Source organism: Pareuzebyella sediminis, assembly GCF_008367235.1.
GTDB classification, from domain to species: domain Bacteria; phylum Bacteroidota; class Bacteroidia; order Flavobacteriales; family Flavobacteriaceae; genus Pareuzebyella; species Pareuzebyella sediminis.
In genome coordinates this window covers 412,947-428,491 of the sequence record NZ_VTZS01000004.1, presented here as the reverse complement: position 1 = coordinate 428,491, position 15,545 = coordinate 412,947, and the positions used below count along the sequence as shown (strand labels likewise).

Here is a 15,545-nt window from a genome sequence, read left to right as displayed (position 1 = left end):
AACTTAGCTGAAAAAATGACTTTTTTCGATTGTCGTCACCATAAAGAAAGAGCAAACCCCTATTTTTGTACAAAGTTCTGCAAATGTTAAAAAAAGGAACCAAACTTTACAGCATTTTAACAGGAAGTTGCCCAAAATGCCAACTCGAAACTATGTATGTGGACAAAAACCCTTATCAGGTACGCCAGCTCTTCAAAATGCATGAGCGGTGTTCGCATTGCGGTTTAAAATATAAGATCGAGCCTTCCTTCTTTTATGGAGCCATGTATGTAAGTTATGGCGTTGGTATTGCCTTTGGAGTCGCGGCCTTTATTATCGCTTACGTGATGTTAGAAACTTCACTTGTTACTACATTTATTGCCATTGTAATAACCCTTGTGGTCTTCATGCCCGTGATTATTAGGTTATCAAGAAATATTTGGATCAACTTATTTATTAAATACAACCCCGAGGCGGGCACTACTACTTGATCCATTTTTTCGAAAATCTGGCGATATCCATTTCTGGATTCAAGGAGCGATCGAATTCTATGAGATTGTACAATTGTTCCGAAGCATAAGGAGCAATTAACACGCCTCTTGAGCCTAAACCATTTAACACGAATAAATTTTTATATTCGGGATGTCTGCCTACCAAGGGTCTCCTATCCGCAACTGTTGGCCTTATACCCGCCGAATGGTTCATTACTTCAAAGTCACAATTTATAAAAGTTTTGAGCTTTCTCAGCAATTCTTGTTTTCCGTTTTCGGTAGGTTCGGATTCCTTATCCTTCCAATTATAGGTCGCCCCAACACGGTACATATCATCTTGTAGCGGGATTATAAAGACAGAAGATTTAATGACCCTATCTTCCTGAAGACCCTCCGCCTTGATGGTCAATAACTCGCCCTTTGTTCCATTCAAGGGCAAGTAGTTAAAAAAAGGGTTTTTCTTTAGACCGAATCCCTCGGCAAAGACCAAATTCTTGAAGGTATGACCCCCGTATTGAAAAAAATCGGACTGGATCTCCAACTGGCTATAGTCGAAACTTTCGGGTACCAATTCTTCTTGATCGGCAAGATACCTACTGTATGCTCTTATAAGCAGCGAGGTATCAACCCTACCCGTATAGAGTACCTCACCGAATCCAAGGGTAGCGCTTAAGCAGGGGTTCTTGTTCGGTATTATCTTAGGAGATAGAAAATATTCTAAACTCGGTTTATCTAAAGCCTCGTACCATAAATTTTGCTCTTCTACGGAAGCAAATCTCCTCAACACCGGAACTTTATAATCTATAGTAACTTGTAACTTTTTCTCCAAATGCGTATAAAAGATCGCGGCCAAATCCATTTGTTCCTTGGCTCTCCAAGCTAAGGTAAATCGTTTTAGAATTACCGGATTGTACAGTCCACCAGCCACCATAGAAGACGACTGCGAAGAATCGCTCAGAACTTTGAATGTTCTATTATGTTTTTTTAGCTGTTCGCAGAAGGATATACCCGCTAGACCCAGACCTACCACAAGATAATCTGTCATAGGGCAAAGGTATTAAACGAAAGCGATAACAGCTTTTAAGAAAATGAAAACATGTTTTAGGTTTTCAGGATGATATAGGATATCTACGCTAAAAGTTACAGCTTCGCTTCTAAAAACAAAGACCCGGCTGGGAGCCGGGTCTAATAACGTTTGAATTGGAATGTTCTTTGGGTTAATATGCCCACATATCTTGTTCGCGATCGCGAATTGTTTCCTTGATCCTGTTGGCCTCCAACAATTGAAACAAGGCATTATCTGAAATATAGTCGTTCACTTCACGATCTCCGTGTACGTTGTCTTCCCTGTAGATAATTGCATCGAACCTTCTAGCATTCAACAACATATCAAAAGATATTGGCTGAGCTGAATTTCGCTGATTAAATACTTTCGCCTCGTGTAAAATCTCTCTTGCATCAGGATACCAGACCCAGAACAATTCTACTTTCGCATCGGCTGGAGCCATTGATTCATCGTCAATAAAGTTTACATCGGGAGCAACAGGGGCAATTCCCAGTAATCGATATTTAAGCTCACCTTGGCGCTTGTCGAAATACCACATCCCTTTTATGCGATACTCTTCGATATCGGCTGCCGTCAGATTTCTTCTGATAACATATTCAGGAGATAGTTCTTCACCAGCGTTGATTTGCTCATACCCATAATCGGTCGTGTCGACTTTTTGCAGGGTTGCGGTAAGGTCGCTGAACTTCCTTTTTTCGGTGAAATAGGAATCCGCGTATACATCTTCCAACTTGCCGTTTTTAATGTTTTTTAATAACACATCATATAGTGACCTTCTATTATTTCCGATATCAATGGTATCGGTTGGGTAATACAAAGGAAAATTTACCCTTTCATCTAAATCGATAACCTCCCATACGGTTTTTGACCAAAGAATATCACGGTCATCAACATAACCGTACTCTAGGGGAGCATCATTATCCAAAGCTTTTTGTGCCTCGGTTTTCATACCGATTTCCTCAGGCTTTTTGGCGTTCAAGATATTCGCCTGAGCCATGAGGGAAACAGGCAACAATGTGACTGCTCCGATTAGTAATACATTTTTCCAATTCATGTTTGTATTATTTTAAAATTACCGGGCAACCCTAGGGTTGCCCGGTTTTTAACTCATTATTAGTTTGTGATCTCCACAACGACCGGAGATACTTTCTTCAATTTATAACTCTTGTTGTTGGTAATGAAAGCTTCGATATCGAAGATTTGAACTACATCGCCTCTCTTAGCTCTTTTCAAGGCATTCTTGGCCATACCGTTCAACTTATCTCCGTTGACACTTACGGTAGGTTGACCAGGAACTTTGAACTTAAAGCCGCTAACGGCAAGGTTCAGATCAAAATCGAAATCCTCAAGCATCGCACCAATAGTCGCGATTTCAACGTTACCTCTAGGTAATTTCACCGTACCATCTTGTTTACTCACGGTACCGGCCGGACGAGGAATATCCTTAATTCTAAATTCAGACTTGGAAGATACACTCTGACCATCCGGCAATTTTCCTGAAGCAGTAATCGTTACCGTTCTTCCTGTACCTGGATTCATGATATACTTACTACCACTAACGGATTTCAGACCAGGAGCCGAGGCATTTACTTTGTTACTGGGAATACCTGGGATAGAGATGGTCATAGGATTGGCCACACCTCGGTATACTACGTTCATCTTGTCAGCAGCAATCAATGCGGAATTCGGTTTGCTGATAGTAGAGAACGTATTCTTCACCGGAACTTCGGTCTCGACACCATCTTGCATATAAATCAAGGTACCTGAAATTTCATGATCCCCTGGGTTTCCAGCACCGATCATCATTTCAACACCACCTTCCTTCAGTTTATAGTCTTTGCCTTCCGATAGTTTTCTACCGTCTAAAGTCAACTCGGCGCGTACAGGTTTTGCGGATTTGTCCGTTTTGCCCAATACAATATCCCCTTGAAATCGGTCGCCCGCATAAAACGCGTTCTTTTCAGATTCCAATAATGTAGAAAAATTAGAAAGCGATACCTGACTCGTCAACTCACCTTGCAACATGGTTTTCAAGGCATCTTCTTCGGTATTCTTGATATCGTTCTGCAAAGCGGTCAATTTTGTCAAAGAGGCTACTAAAGGAAAGCCTTCATAGTTGTAATTGATCCAGTCTTGCTTGGTACCATCTCGTTTTTCAATTTTACCGTTTTCATCGCCAGTACTGAATCTTGTCTCTACTGCACTTTTCATATTTTCGGGCAGTACTTTTGCAATTTCACTACGGTAATTATTGATACGGTTAACAAATTCTTCCCCTTCCGGAGTAAGGTTATCCCCCTGAAAGAATTTTTGATCCAGAAAATCAGACTTATCCATGACCACATAATCTTGCGGGTCTTCCACATCTTCCAACATACCTTCCTTTAGGTTTTGGAGATAGTCGTAGTACTCCTGTGATAATTGTTTGATTCTCTGGGCATCTTGATACACCTTTTGGTATTTGGCGGCGTCTTCCGATGCTTTTGTCTCAAGACTTGCCAAGAAAGCTTCATTGCTTTCGGTAGCCTTGCTATTTGAAGCTTCTAGCTTTTCGTTCATCAATCCGAAAGCCGCTAGAACTTCCTTACTCATGTTCAGTGCCAACATCGCGATGAAGATCAGATACATTAGGTTGATCATCTTCTGACGTGGTGTTTGTTTTCCTCCTGCCATGTTTTCTAATTAGATTTGATTAATTATTTGATTTGGGATTTTTAACTAACGGTTCTCTAATTAGTTTCTGTTCATAGCGGTAAGCATACCTCCGTATACTCCGTTTAAGGAAGAAAGATTGGTAGCCAAGGAAGCCATTTGTTCCTTAAGGGCACCTGCATTTTGTACTACTTCTTCGTTGATAGAGGCTTGACGGCTAGCACTCTCCAATTGTACTTTATAAAGACTGTTCAAAGATTCCATCTGAGCTGCGGCTTGAACCATTTCATCGGAATATTTCTTTGTAGACTCCATAGCGTCCACCGTTGGGGCAATACCTTTTGCCGCGCCTTCGAAATTACGGATGCTAGACCCAAGGCTTTCCATCAAGTTGGCATCCACACCAGCTTCTTTCAATAAATCATCTAATTTAGCAGATAAAGAAGTTTCGGCTTCCTTAATTTCAGCAAGCTCGTTGCTTCTACCGTTCGACTGACCACCGGCCAATTCAGGATATACCAAAGACCAATCGTATTCGTCGTCTACCGGTTCGAATGCACTGATCGCAAAAATTAATGCTTCCGTAATAAGACCTACAGCAAGAAGAAGACCACCTGTAAGGGGACCAAACTCCCAGTGAAGTATTTTGAACAAAGCCCCGATGATTACGACCGACGCACCAAGGCCATAGGCCATGTTAAATAATTTCTTTGTTGATTTTGACTGTGCCATAATTTAAGATTTAATTTGAAATTTAATGTTAATAATAAGTATTTGGTTTTTGTTTGATTTGTTCTCCAATTTCAAGAAAAGCATTGAAATCGAGTATATTTATTTGTGTATTTGAAACTAACTAAAAAAAATTAATTCTTACTTGCTTATTGGGTCGAATCTTCCTCACCCATATAGTCTTGTACCGTTCTGAACCCGATGTAACTCCGTGCAGAATCAGCGTATTCATAATCCCTTGTACTTACCTGAAGGAAATAAGCCACATCTTTCCAAGAACCTCCGCGAATAACCTTTCTTGCATTTGCTCCATCGCCTCCGTTGGGGTTCATCGTAGAAACAAACTCATAAGAATTGGGGTCGTAACTGGAATTCGTCCACTCAGAAACATTACCAGCCATGTTATACAAGTTAAAATCATTCGGTTCATAAGACTTGGCCTCTACGGTGTACAGTGCCGCATCGGCAGCGTAATCACCCCGCTGTGGCTTAAAGTTTGCCATAAAACAACCGGTGTCACTGATTACGTAGGGTCCCCCCCAAGGATATGTACCACCTTCGATACCACCCCTTGCGGCATATTCCCACTCAGCTTCCGTAGGTAATCTAAACTGGTTCACGAATTGCTTGCCCCTACTTTTTTGATCATCGTTCTTGAATTTGGTCCTCCAATTACAGAAGGCCCTGGCTTGGTCCCAAGATACACCGACCACAGGATAATCGCTATAGGCATCGTGCCAAAAGTAATCGTTGTGCATGGGTTCATTGTAGGAGTATTCAAAATCACGGATCCAAACTGTTGTATCAGGATATACTTCAAGCTCTTCTTGACGAATAAAATCTTTTCTTCGGCCCGTTTTAGATCTTGCGGCAGCCTCGATATCCATCCAACTGTATTTGTATTTTAGCTTGGTCACATCTATGGTGCGCTGCCCATTATACGATTCTTCTTCAGGAATATATAGCGAGTCCATCACTTCGGTATAGTATTCGTCGGGATATTCAGAAATATCCCACACAAGTTCTTCATCCTTGTTAAGGGCCCTTCCTTCAAAACCTGTTTCGCCCATACCTGCGTAATTGTCCAGCATATATTTGTCGTAGGCAGAAAGCTTTGTGGTATCGGCATCCTTAAAGGCATAGTCTCCAATTCCCCCATCTTCTGGCCCGAGTCCAAGTTCATCGGCCAATATAGCCAATCTGGTGCGGGTTATGGAATCTTTTACCCATTCTACGAACTGTCGGTATTCACTGTTCGTAATTTCGGTATCATCCATATAGAACGATCTGACCGTAACGGTCTTGGTTGGTGCGTTTAGGAGCTTCGCTTGGTCTTCCTCGGCTTTACCCATTATAAAAGACCCCCTTGGAATAAGTTCCATTCCGTATGGTCTTTCCGGATACCATTTTTTACCTTGGGCTCCGACTAGCTCTCCCTTTGTTCTTGACCCACAACTACTGAGTAAAAAAACAAACGCTATAGATGACAACAATAGCTTCTTCATACTTTAGGTTAAATTTCGATTCTGGTTATTAACTGCAAAACAATGATTCAATTCTACACTCTAAAACTGTGATTTAATCAAATTATTGTATCAATGGCAATTATACTATATTTTTTTTTGGACAGAACTGAGGCACTCATAATCATAGCCCAAGGCCTGATATTCGGGTATTCCATTAAAAACAGGAGAGCCTAGTTAAATCCTTTTTTATAGGCCTTTAACCACCGTTCAGGAATATTTTGGTCGCATGCTTCCAAATAGTCCTTTTTTGTGCAGGGTAATAACGCAGGTGATTTTGATTTAGTATGTGGGGATAGAATCGAAGGCACCTCTACCCACCACCGATCGGTAAGATGACTTTTATGAAAGATAAGCTGTTCCGTATCGGTCGGAACATTATATTTAGTGAAATTTGCAGGGTCTTCAAAGGGAGACTCCGAGATTCGAAAATTGAAACCCTCAATAAAATACCATATAATCTGAGCCATCAATTGTGCCGACTGCGCGGCATTCTCCATTTCGTAAATACCAAAAACACTTACCTTATCACTAATACCGGCATATCTGGCAATCGCACAGATTTCCCTCCCCGTGAAACCGTTTGGGGAAAAATTATCGGATAGACCAATTTCGCTAGCTCTAATAGCCCTTGCATCCATGCTTATCATATGGGCATTTCTCATAATGGGCTCTGCCAAAGCAATGTCGGCGCCCAGTTCGCCCAACCGATAGGCATCAAAAAAAAGACGCTCCATCAAATCGACTTCCTCTTGGGCATTGAAGTAACTTTGATACCCGATGTTCGAAAAATTAAATAGGTTGTTTGGCTTTTCCGTAATGATTTTGCTCATGTAGGAATGGGAGGAAATAAGCTCATCATCCATCCCAAAATCAAATCGACTATCTATAGCGACCAAATTGACCAGATCTTTGATCCCATCGAAGGCTCTATAAGCAGGGTAGGTAATATCTTGGGTCGCACCAATAATTATGGGTATTATCTTTTGCTTTAAAAGCGAAGCTACCGTTTTCCGCACTACAAAATAAGTATCTTCAACAGTGGCACCCTCTTCAATATCGCCCATATCGGCCAAGGTAGAATTCCAATTGCCCAATAGCAATTTGTAAAGTTGTATTCGTATGGCGGAAACATCTAGTATTTCGTGTTTCTTCTCAAAGGCATTCCTTGATTCCTTAACCCCTAGCAAGGCTATTGAAATATTAGTTGTATCAGGTAGCCCTTCCTTTTTATTATGAATTTTAATGTGTTTGCCGAGGGCTTGGGATGGGAGTAATTCACAGTGGGCCAAAACCCTATCTTCCACGGGCACCAAAAAATCTAATACCATTTATTTTAATTGCATAAGTTATTAGGTCATTTCGAAGTTTGACTACAACATTAATGCTTCCGCCCCTTATCCCATTCAAATTTACTTCTTCTTCGCCTTAGACCTCGTTTTTTTCTTAGGCGCCTTTTTTTCCAATAGCGCCTTTGCCTCGTCCAAAGACATTTTGGCCGCATCTACCGTTTTGGCCAACTCTACCTTGGTCTTTCCCTTTATAATGTTATGGCGACCCCAACGTGCCTTTTCAATGCGGATACCTTCATCAGGCCAGTTTTGAACCACTTTATCCAATTCTTTCTGTTTCTTCGCCTCGATAAGCTCGATTATGTCCGCTTCGGATAGATTTTCAAAATCGTACTTCTTGTTGACATTGATGAACATTCCGTCCCATTTAATGAATGGGCCGAACCTACCCTTACCCTTGGTCACCTCTTTATCTTCATAGTGATATATCGGAGCATCTGCTTTCTGCTTCTCTTTAATCAATTCGACGGCCCGATCATAATCGATATCAAAAGCACTTTCTCCCTTGCCTAAGGAAACAAATTTTTTACCAAACCGTACATAAGGCCCGAACCTTCCTACGTTGGCTTCTATTTCCTCACCCTCATATTCTCCAAGTGATCTCGGCAATTTGAAAAGCTCCATAGCCTCATCATAGGTGATGGTATTCAAGGATTGCTCTGGTAATAGGCTAGCGAACTTGGGTTTCTCTTCGTCATCTACCGTACCTATCTGCACCATAGGCCCAAAACGCCCTAAGCGAACGGCCACTTGTCTACCCGTTTTCGGATCCTCACCCAAAACACGTTCACCACTGGCCCTATCGGCATTCTCTTCTACATCGACTACGTTAGGGTGAAAATCCTTGTAAAAGCTTTTCATTACCTTTTGCCAATCTTCATCACCCTCTGCAATCTCATCAAAATCTTCCTCTACCTTTGCGGTAAAATTATAATCAAGAATATTGGCAAAGTGACTCACCAAAAAGTCGTTGACAATCATTCCTATGTCTGTTGGCACCAATTTCCCTTTTTCGGAACCTACGGTCTCTGAAAGTTGCTTCTCTTTAATGGTCTCGCTTTCCAAGAGTAACTGCACGTAATTTCTTTCCGTACCTTCTACGGTGCCCTTTTCGATGTAGCCCCGATTCTGAATTGTCGAAATTGTGGGCGCATAAGTAGATGGTCTACCAATGCCAAGCTCTTCCAATTTCTTAACCAAAGAAGCTTCTGTAAAGCGATAGGGAGGTCTCGAAAAACGTTCGGTCGCCGTAATAAATAGGTTTTCAAGGGCCTCTCCCATCTTCATCGATGGTAACATGCCCTCTTGCTCCTCGACCATATCCTCATCATCCAAACCTTCTAAATATACCTTGAGAAAACCATCAAACTTTATGACCTCTCCATTGGCAGTGAATTCTTCCTCATGTGTATCGGCTTTAACCTTCACATTGGTCCGTTCCAATTCTGCGTCGCTCATTTGCGAGGCAATGGTTCTTTTCCAGATGAGTTCGTATAATTTCGATTGGTCCCTTTCCAATGAAGGCGATTGATTTGTTATGTCAGTGGGTCTGATAGCCTCGTGAGCCTCCTGAGCACCTTTAGACTTTCCCTTGAAATTTCTTACCGTGCTATACTTTTCACCGTAATTGTTAACGATAGCAGACTTTGCGGCGTTGATGGCCTCGCCAGAAAGGTTCACGCTATCCGTTCTCATATAGGTGATTAGACCAGCCTCATAGAGCCTCTGGGCCACTTGCATGGTACGGCCCACCGAAAAATAAAGTTTTCTCGAAGCTTCCTGTTGAAGGGTCGAAGTCGTAAAAGGAGCAGACGGCGATTTCTTCGCAGGCTTTTTGTCTAGACTTCCGACAGAAAAATTAGCTCCGATATTTTTCTTTAGAAAATCATTGGCTTCTTCTTTAGAAACGAACGTCTTATTTAATTTGGCCGTAAAACTATGGCCTTCCTCAGTCTTGAATTCGGCAGATATACGAAAAGAAGCTTGAGGGCTAAAGGCCTCAACATCCCTTTCTCGCTCAACGATTAGGCGAACCGCCACCGATTGCACCCTACCTGCCGAAAGGCCAGGTTTAATTTTTTTCCATAATACGGGCGAAAGTTCATAGCCGACCAATCTGTCAAGCACCCTTCTTGCCTGTTGGGCATTAACTAGATTGTAATTGATTTCCCTAGGATTTTCAATGGCCTTTTGAATGGCGGATTTTGTGATCGAGTTGAAGACGATACGTCTGGTTTTGCTCTTATCAAGCTTTAAGGTTTCGGCCAAATGCCATGAAATAGCTTCCCCCTCACGATCTTCATCACTCGCCAACCAAATCGTATCGGCCTTATTTGCCAGGTCTTTTAGCTTTTTTACCAAGGCCTTTTTGTCTTTGTCAACGATATATTTGGGTTCAAAATCATTGTCAACATCGACCCCAAGTTCTTTTGATGGCAAATCGGCTATATGTCCAAAACTTGACTCTACCTTATAATCCTTTCCCAAGAACTTTTCTATCGTCTTTGCCTTTGCGGGCGACTCCACTATCACTAAATTTTTGGCCATATGTTGGTTTTACAGTCACAAAAGTAGTTGAAATTTTTAATTTGGTGTGACTACCATACCTCTAGGCAAAAAAAAACGCCTCGGTAGACCGGGGCGTTCTCGCGTACCAAAATAGCTTATTTGAGATTGAAGGTACTCAGTAAACGTATGTCATTGTCTAGATATTCATATTGATATAAGGCATTTTCGCCGATCATTAAAAGAGAGCTTTGTAGGGGTATAACATCGAAGGTGATGATATCTTCAAAGTGGTTCAACAGTTTCAAATCATTGATATCACTTTTATCATACACTTTCAAGCCGTCAGAACCATCGCAAACAAAAAGTTTTTCATCTTTGAAACCCAATCCATAGGGCCCCGAAAGCGCATAAAACTTTTTCAGTTCAGGGTTTTTTAAATCTGAAATATCAACAATATATAAACCACTTTCGGTATTGCCACAAGAATTTTCGCCCCTTAACGTAACATAGGCGTAGGTATCATCGACCACTACCGGGTCACAGGCCGTTCCATGCACGAATTCGGAAACGAAAGCAGGCTTTGATGGCTCCTTGATGTCATAGATATACATACCCTGCATTCCCCCTATAAAAAGTATATCGCCTTGATTATATATCGTTTCTATAGCGCCGTTCACGTATACATCTTCCAAGGTTTTTGGATTATCAAGGTCAGAAATGTCAAAAACGCTAATACTTGACCATTCGACCGCATAAAGGTAATCACCCACAATCTTAAAGCGTGCCAAAGACCCCCCCTGACCCGTATCGGAATTTGAGGGTACGGTTTCAGCACTATTAAAAGCTGCCCCATCGGATTCGTAAAGCACATCTCCACCACCGCCAAATTTTCTATTAATTTCGGCTTGAGAAAGTCGTTCGGTTTTCACCTCCCAACCTACAATGGCCTGTGTGTTGGCATCAAAGTCACCATAATCAAAATAATCGGCCTCGGGCCATGTCACATCGAAACCGACGGTACACCAAAACTGTTGGTAAATGGCATTTTCAATTCTTTTGGCAGGAGGTATGTTCTCAATATTTTTGATGTCAAGAACTACTAAATCACCGTAACTATCGGCGAAAAGGCGGTCATCCTTGATTGAAATGTCGTTGTTGCCCTCTAACTTTATGAAAGCAATATTTATTGGAAAAGAGGGATTGCTATTATCAAGCACGTGTATGCCCTTGTTTATGTCGTTGACAAAAACATAATTTTTATACGCATAAATCTTTCCTGAGTTTTCTATGGGCACGGGGTCGGTAACGGCTACCGCTTCCTCCTTAAATTGGATCAAATCAGCGGTAAGGGGTACCGCAACGCGATATTCCTCTTGACGACCATCATCAAAGTCCTCAGAACATGATACTGCGGTCATTGCTACCGCAAATACAACGGCAAATATCTTCTTTTTCATAATTTTTGAATTCATTGGGTTGTTTTAAACATAAGATGCATATTAGAACCAAGCGTTGCGTTTAACCCAAAAAAATAAGAATAACTTCCATCTCCATTTGGTGATTCTACCCCTTCTTTATGGATAAAATAGATCGGTATTTTGGAGAGCATGGCCGTAAATAATATTCTGATACCCCAACCTACAAGGCCTAACTCCGCTACAATGCCCGTCACAATGATCAATCCGAATATGACCACCCAATTTTTGCCGCCCCATTTAAAACTTGCCTTGGTTATTTCAAGGGCGGTGAGTTCTTCATTAAAACATGAATAGCCGGAATTAATGCTATTGGTACAATGAAATAAATAAGCCCAAAGCCACACAATAGCATTCCTATAACAGCAAGACCAAGGATAATAAACCCCAATACCAACCCTTTTTTCCACCTTCCTTGCTTCTAATAAAAAAGTAATCATCCGCATTGACGCTACCGACATCCTTTTGATAGCAAATTCTGGGAAATGCGGCGTTCATGGCCACCGCAATCGTCAATGGCGCTACGAAGAGAAAAGGGGAAAATATTGTCATGCATAACATAAAATACGGACTAAGTTCTTCCTGTTCAAACATGGTTGGATGCGTTATTCCCACAACTAAAAAAAGGCAAAAAATAAAGTATGTAAGACGGTAGCACGAAAGCCAATGCTAACTAAAAGGTCAAAAAAACCTTGAAGCCGGACCTTTTTGAACAACTCAAAAGACCGACTCAAAATAGATCCAAAGTCATGCGTTTTTCCATTGGGAATTTTGCAGGTGATGGTTTCAAAATTTATTCAATGTTATATTTTCGGGCACTCATGAAAGTTTCGCACTTCAGTGGAAGTGTCCTGCAACCTTTAAAATCCTATTAAAATTTACTGTCAATTTGTCACAAACCTGTATTTAATCCTATATTTGCAGCCCGCTGCGATGCAGCGACCTAAAAATACCTATTGAGCACTTAGTTCTATTTGGCTCATGGCCTCCAAACCGCCAAAGTCGAAAGTACTGAATAATGAAAAGCGCTTATGGAGAAAACAATAGATGAATCGGTTCAGGGTACGGCATTATCCGTAGAAAATAAAGCTTCAAACGACCGGAAACTTTACATTGAAAGCTATGGCTGTCAAATGAATTTTTCCGACAGTGAAATCGTGGCTTCTATTTTGGCCAAAGAAGGCTTCAATACCACCAATGTCTTGGCCGAAGCGGATCTTGTTTTGGTCAATACCTGTTCTATTCGTGAAAAGGCCGAGATGACCGTTCGAAAACGTCTTGAGAAATTTAATGCCCTAAAAAAAGATCGTCCCCAAATGAAAGTTGGTGTCTTGGGTTGTATGGCGGAACGATTGAAACACAAATTTCTTGAAGAGGAGCAAATTGTCGATATGGTGGTCGGCCCCGATGCCTACAAAGACCTTCCAAATCTCGTACAGGAAATCGATGAAGGGCATAACGCCGTCAACGTTATACTTTCAAAAGATGAGACATACGGTGATATAGCCCCCGTTCGCTTGAATTCAAATGGCGTGACCGCATTTGTTTCCATCACCAGAGGTTGTGATAATATGTGCACCTTCTGCGTCGTGCCTTTTACTAGGGGAAGAGAGCGAAGCCGAGACCCTCAGTCGATTATCGAAGAGGTCAATGACCTTTGGGACAAGGGTTTTAAGGAGATAACTTTGCTCGGTCAGAACGTAGACAGTTATTTATGGTATGGTGGCGGATTAAAAAAAGATTTTAGAAACGCTTCCGAAATGCAGAAAGCAACAGCGGTGAATTTTTCCCAGCTTTTGGAAAAAGTAGCCTTGGCCCAGCCGCGTATGCGTATTCGATTTTCAACTTCGAATCCGCAGGATATGACATTAGATGTTATACGTACCATGGCCAGATACGAAAACATTTGCAAGAGCATCCACTTACCGGTACAGAGCGGTAGTAACCGTATTCTGAAATTTATGAATCGATTGCATACCCGAGAAGAATATTTTCATCTTATAGATAACATTAAGGCCATTCTACCCGACTGCGCCATATCGCAGGATATGATAGCTGGCTTTCCATCGGAAACTGAAGACGACCATAAGGATACCTTGTCGCTGATGGAGTATGTAAAGTATGATTACGGCTTTATGTTTGCCTATTCCGAAAGACCGGGTACACTCGCCGAAAGAAAACTAGAAGATGATATTCCAGAAGAAACCAAGAAAAGGCGGCTGGGTGAAATTATAGCGCTTCAGCGTCGTCACTGTCAAGAACGCACCGAGCAACATGTCGGTCAAATACAGGAGGTTCTCATCGAGGGTACATCCAAAAAATCAGATCAACACTGGATGGGTCGTAATTCACAGAATACGGTAGCAGTTTTTCCAAAGGAAAATTATAAGATAGGTGATTTTGTAAAGGTACGCATGAATAGCTGTACATCGGCCACACTGATTGGCGAAGCCATAGGATATTCGAAAAATAATTAGAAATAGGACCTTTTCACAAACCATGGAAAACATACAAGCCATAAAACAACGTTTTGAACTTATCGGCAACGACCCTAAGCTCAACCGTGCCATAGAGAAGGCGATGCAAGTGGCACCAACAGACATTTCTGTTTTGGTAACCGGGGAAAGCGGAGTAGGTAAAGAAGCCATCCCTAAGATTATACATTCCCTTTCCCATCGCAAACATGCTAAATATATTGCCGTAAACTGCGGTGCCATTCCTGAAGGCACGATCGACAGCGAACTTTTTGGTCACGAAAAAGGTGCTTTCACCGGAGCCACCCAAACAAGAAGCGGATATTTTGAGGTTGCTGATGGGGGTACCATATTTTTAGACGAAGTGGGTGAACTCCCCTTGACTACCCAAGTACGATTGCTGCGTGTTCTTGAAAACGGGGAATTCTTAAAGGTCGGTTCTTCACAGGTACAAAAAACCAATGTACGTATCGTTGCGGCAACCAATATCAACATGTTCGAAGCGATTAAAAAGGAAAAATTCAGGGAGGACCTTTATTATAGATTGAGCACTGTAGAAATTACCATCCCGCCTCTAAGGGAACGTCAAGACGATATTCATTTGCTCTTCAGAAAGTTTGCATCAGATTTTGGACAGAAATATAAAATGCCTACTATTCGACTTGAAGACGATGCCGTGCAACTTTTGACGAAATATCGATGGCCGGGCAACATACGACAGCTGCGAAATATTGCTGAACAAATATCGGTTCTTGAGGAAAGTCGTTCCGTGACATGGTCAACCTTAAAAAGTTATCTTCCCGATGCCAGCAGCTCGAACTTACCTGCAGTTGTCGGACAGAAAAAATCTGAGGGGGATTTCAGTAACGAGCGTGAAATTTTGTACAAGGTGCTCTTTGATATGAAAAACGACCTTAATGACCTTAAGAAGTTGACCCTTGAACTGATGAAGAATAACGACGGTAACAAGGTTCAGGAAGAAAACGAAGGCCTTATTCGTAAGATTTACGGGAATGATGGCGAAGAATTACAAGATAACGAACGTACGGCACTTGAAGTACTACATTTGCCCGAGCCTCGACCTGAAAAACCAGTTGTTCAGCCCAATCATGAAGACAAGTACCATTTTGCCGAGGAAATCGAAGAGGAGGAAACTCTATCTTTACAGGAAAAGGAAGTTGAGCTCATAAAAAAATCACTTGAACGCAACCGGGGTAAAAGAAAGGCAGCGGCTGCCGAATTGGGAATATCGGAGCGCACCCTTTACCGAAAGATCAAACAATATGACTTGTAGCT

At 41.7% G+C, this 15,545-nt stretch carries 12 protein-coding genes; 3 read left to right on the top strand and 9 right to left on the bottom strand.

Translation table 11 applies throughout. The features are described from left to right. Positions 1-83: 83 nt before the first annotated feature. Complete coding sequence (locus F2B13_RS15950) at positions 84-470, top strand: DUF983 domain-containing protein (protein ID WP_149304645.1); 387 nt, start codon at positions 84-86, stop codon at positions 468-470. Here F2B13_RS15950 and F2B13_RS15945 read toward each other — a convergent pair. The 9 genes from F2B13_RS15945 to F2B13_RS15905 form a co-directional block, all read right to left on the bottom strand. Then, on the bottom strand, positions 463-1,515 hold the full coding sequence (locus tag F2B13_RS15945) for an NAD(P)/FAD-dependent oxidoreductase (RefSeq protein ID WP_149276782.1): 1,053 nt from the start codon (positions 1,513-1,515) through the stop codon (positions 463-465). The two genes, F2B13_RS15950 and F2B13_RS15945, sit on opposite strands and share 8 nt — an antisense overlap. A 172-nt stretch (positions 1,516-1,687) precedes the next feature. Next, entirely contained in the window at positions 1,688-2,590 is a 903-nt protein-coding gene (gene porN / locus F2B13_RS15940; RefSeq protein ID WP_149276781.1) for a type IX secretion system ring subunit PorN/GldN, read from the bottom strand. Positions 2,591-2,649: 59 nt separating this feature from the next. Then, positions 2,650-4,209 (bottom strand): type IX secretion system motor protein PorM/GldM, encoded by a 1,560-nt coding sequence (gene porM, locus F2B13_RS15935; protein WP_149304644.1) that lies wholly within the window; start codon positions 4,207-4,209, stop codon positions 2,650-2,652. Positions 4,210-4,269: 60 nt separating this feature from the next. Next, positions 4,270-4,920 (bottom strand): type IX secretion system motor protein PorL/GldL, encoded by a 651-nt coding sequence (gene porL / locus F2B13_RS15930; protein ID WP_149304643.1) that lies wholly within the window; start codon positions 4,918-4,920, stop codon positions 4,270-4,272. Between the two features lie 146 nt (positions 4,921-5,066). Continuing rightward, positions 5,067-6,422: a T9SS ring complex lipoprotein PorK/GldK gene (porK, locus tag F2B13_RS15925; RefSeq protein WP_149276778.1), complete on the bottom strand. Its 1,356-nt coding sequence runs from the start codon at positions 6,420-6,422 to the stop codon at positions 5,067-5,069. Between the two features lie 191 nt (positions 6,423-6,613). Beyond that, positions 6,614-7,771, bottom strand: a complete 1,158-nt coding sequence (locus F2B13_RS15920) for a formimidoylglutamase (RefSeq protein ID WP_149276777.1) — start codon at positions 7,769-7,771, stop codon at positions 6,614-6,616. Between the two features lie 81 nt (positions 7,772-7,852). Next, entirely contained in the window at positions 7,853-10,339 is a 2,487-nt protein-coding gene (topA, locus tag F2B13_RS15915) for a type I DNA topoisomerase (RefSeq protein ID WP_149276776.1), read from the bottom strand. A 116-nt stretch (positions 10,340-10,455) separates the two neighbouring features. Then, complete coding sequence (locus F2B13_RS15910; RefSeq protein ID WP_149276775.1) at positions 10,456-11,757, bottom strand: LVIVD repeat-containing protein; 1,302 nt, start codon at positions 11,755-11,757, stop codon at positions 10,456-10,458. 11 nt (positions 11,758-11,768) lie between these two features. After that, positions 11,769-12,185, bottom strand: a complete 417-nt coding sequence (locus F2B13_RS15905; RefSeq protein ID WP_149304642.1) for a hypothetical protein — start codon at positions 12,183-12,185, stop codon at positions 11,769-11,771. Between the two features lie 621 nt (positions 12,186-12,806). Here F2B13_RS15905 and miaB point away from each other — a divergent pair. Both miaB and F2B13_RS15895 read left to right on the top strand, forming a co-directional pair. Continuing rightward, positions 12,807-14,252 carry a tRNA (N6-isopentenyl adenosine(37)-C2)-methylthiotransferase MiaB gene (miaB, locus tag F2B13_RS15900; protein WP_149304641.1) on the top strand — a complete coding sequence of 482 codons (1,446 nt, stop codon included), beginning with the start codon at positions 12,807-12,809 and terminating at the stop codon, positions 14,250-14,252. Between the two features lie 22 nt (positions 14,253-14,274). Next, positions 14,275-15,543 carry a sigma-54 interaction domain-containing protein gene (locus tag F2B13_RS15895; protein WP_149276772.1) on the top strand — a complete coding sequence of 423 codons (1,269 nt, stop codon included), beginning with the start codon at positions 14,275-14,277 and terminating at the stop codon, positions 15,541-15,543. The last annotated feature ends 2 nt before the right edge of the window (positions 15,544-15,545 follow it).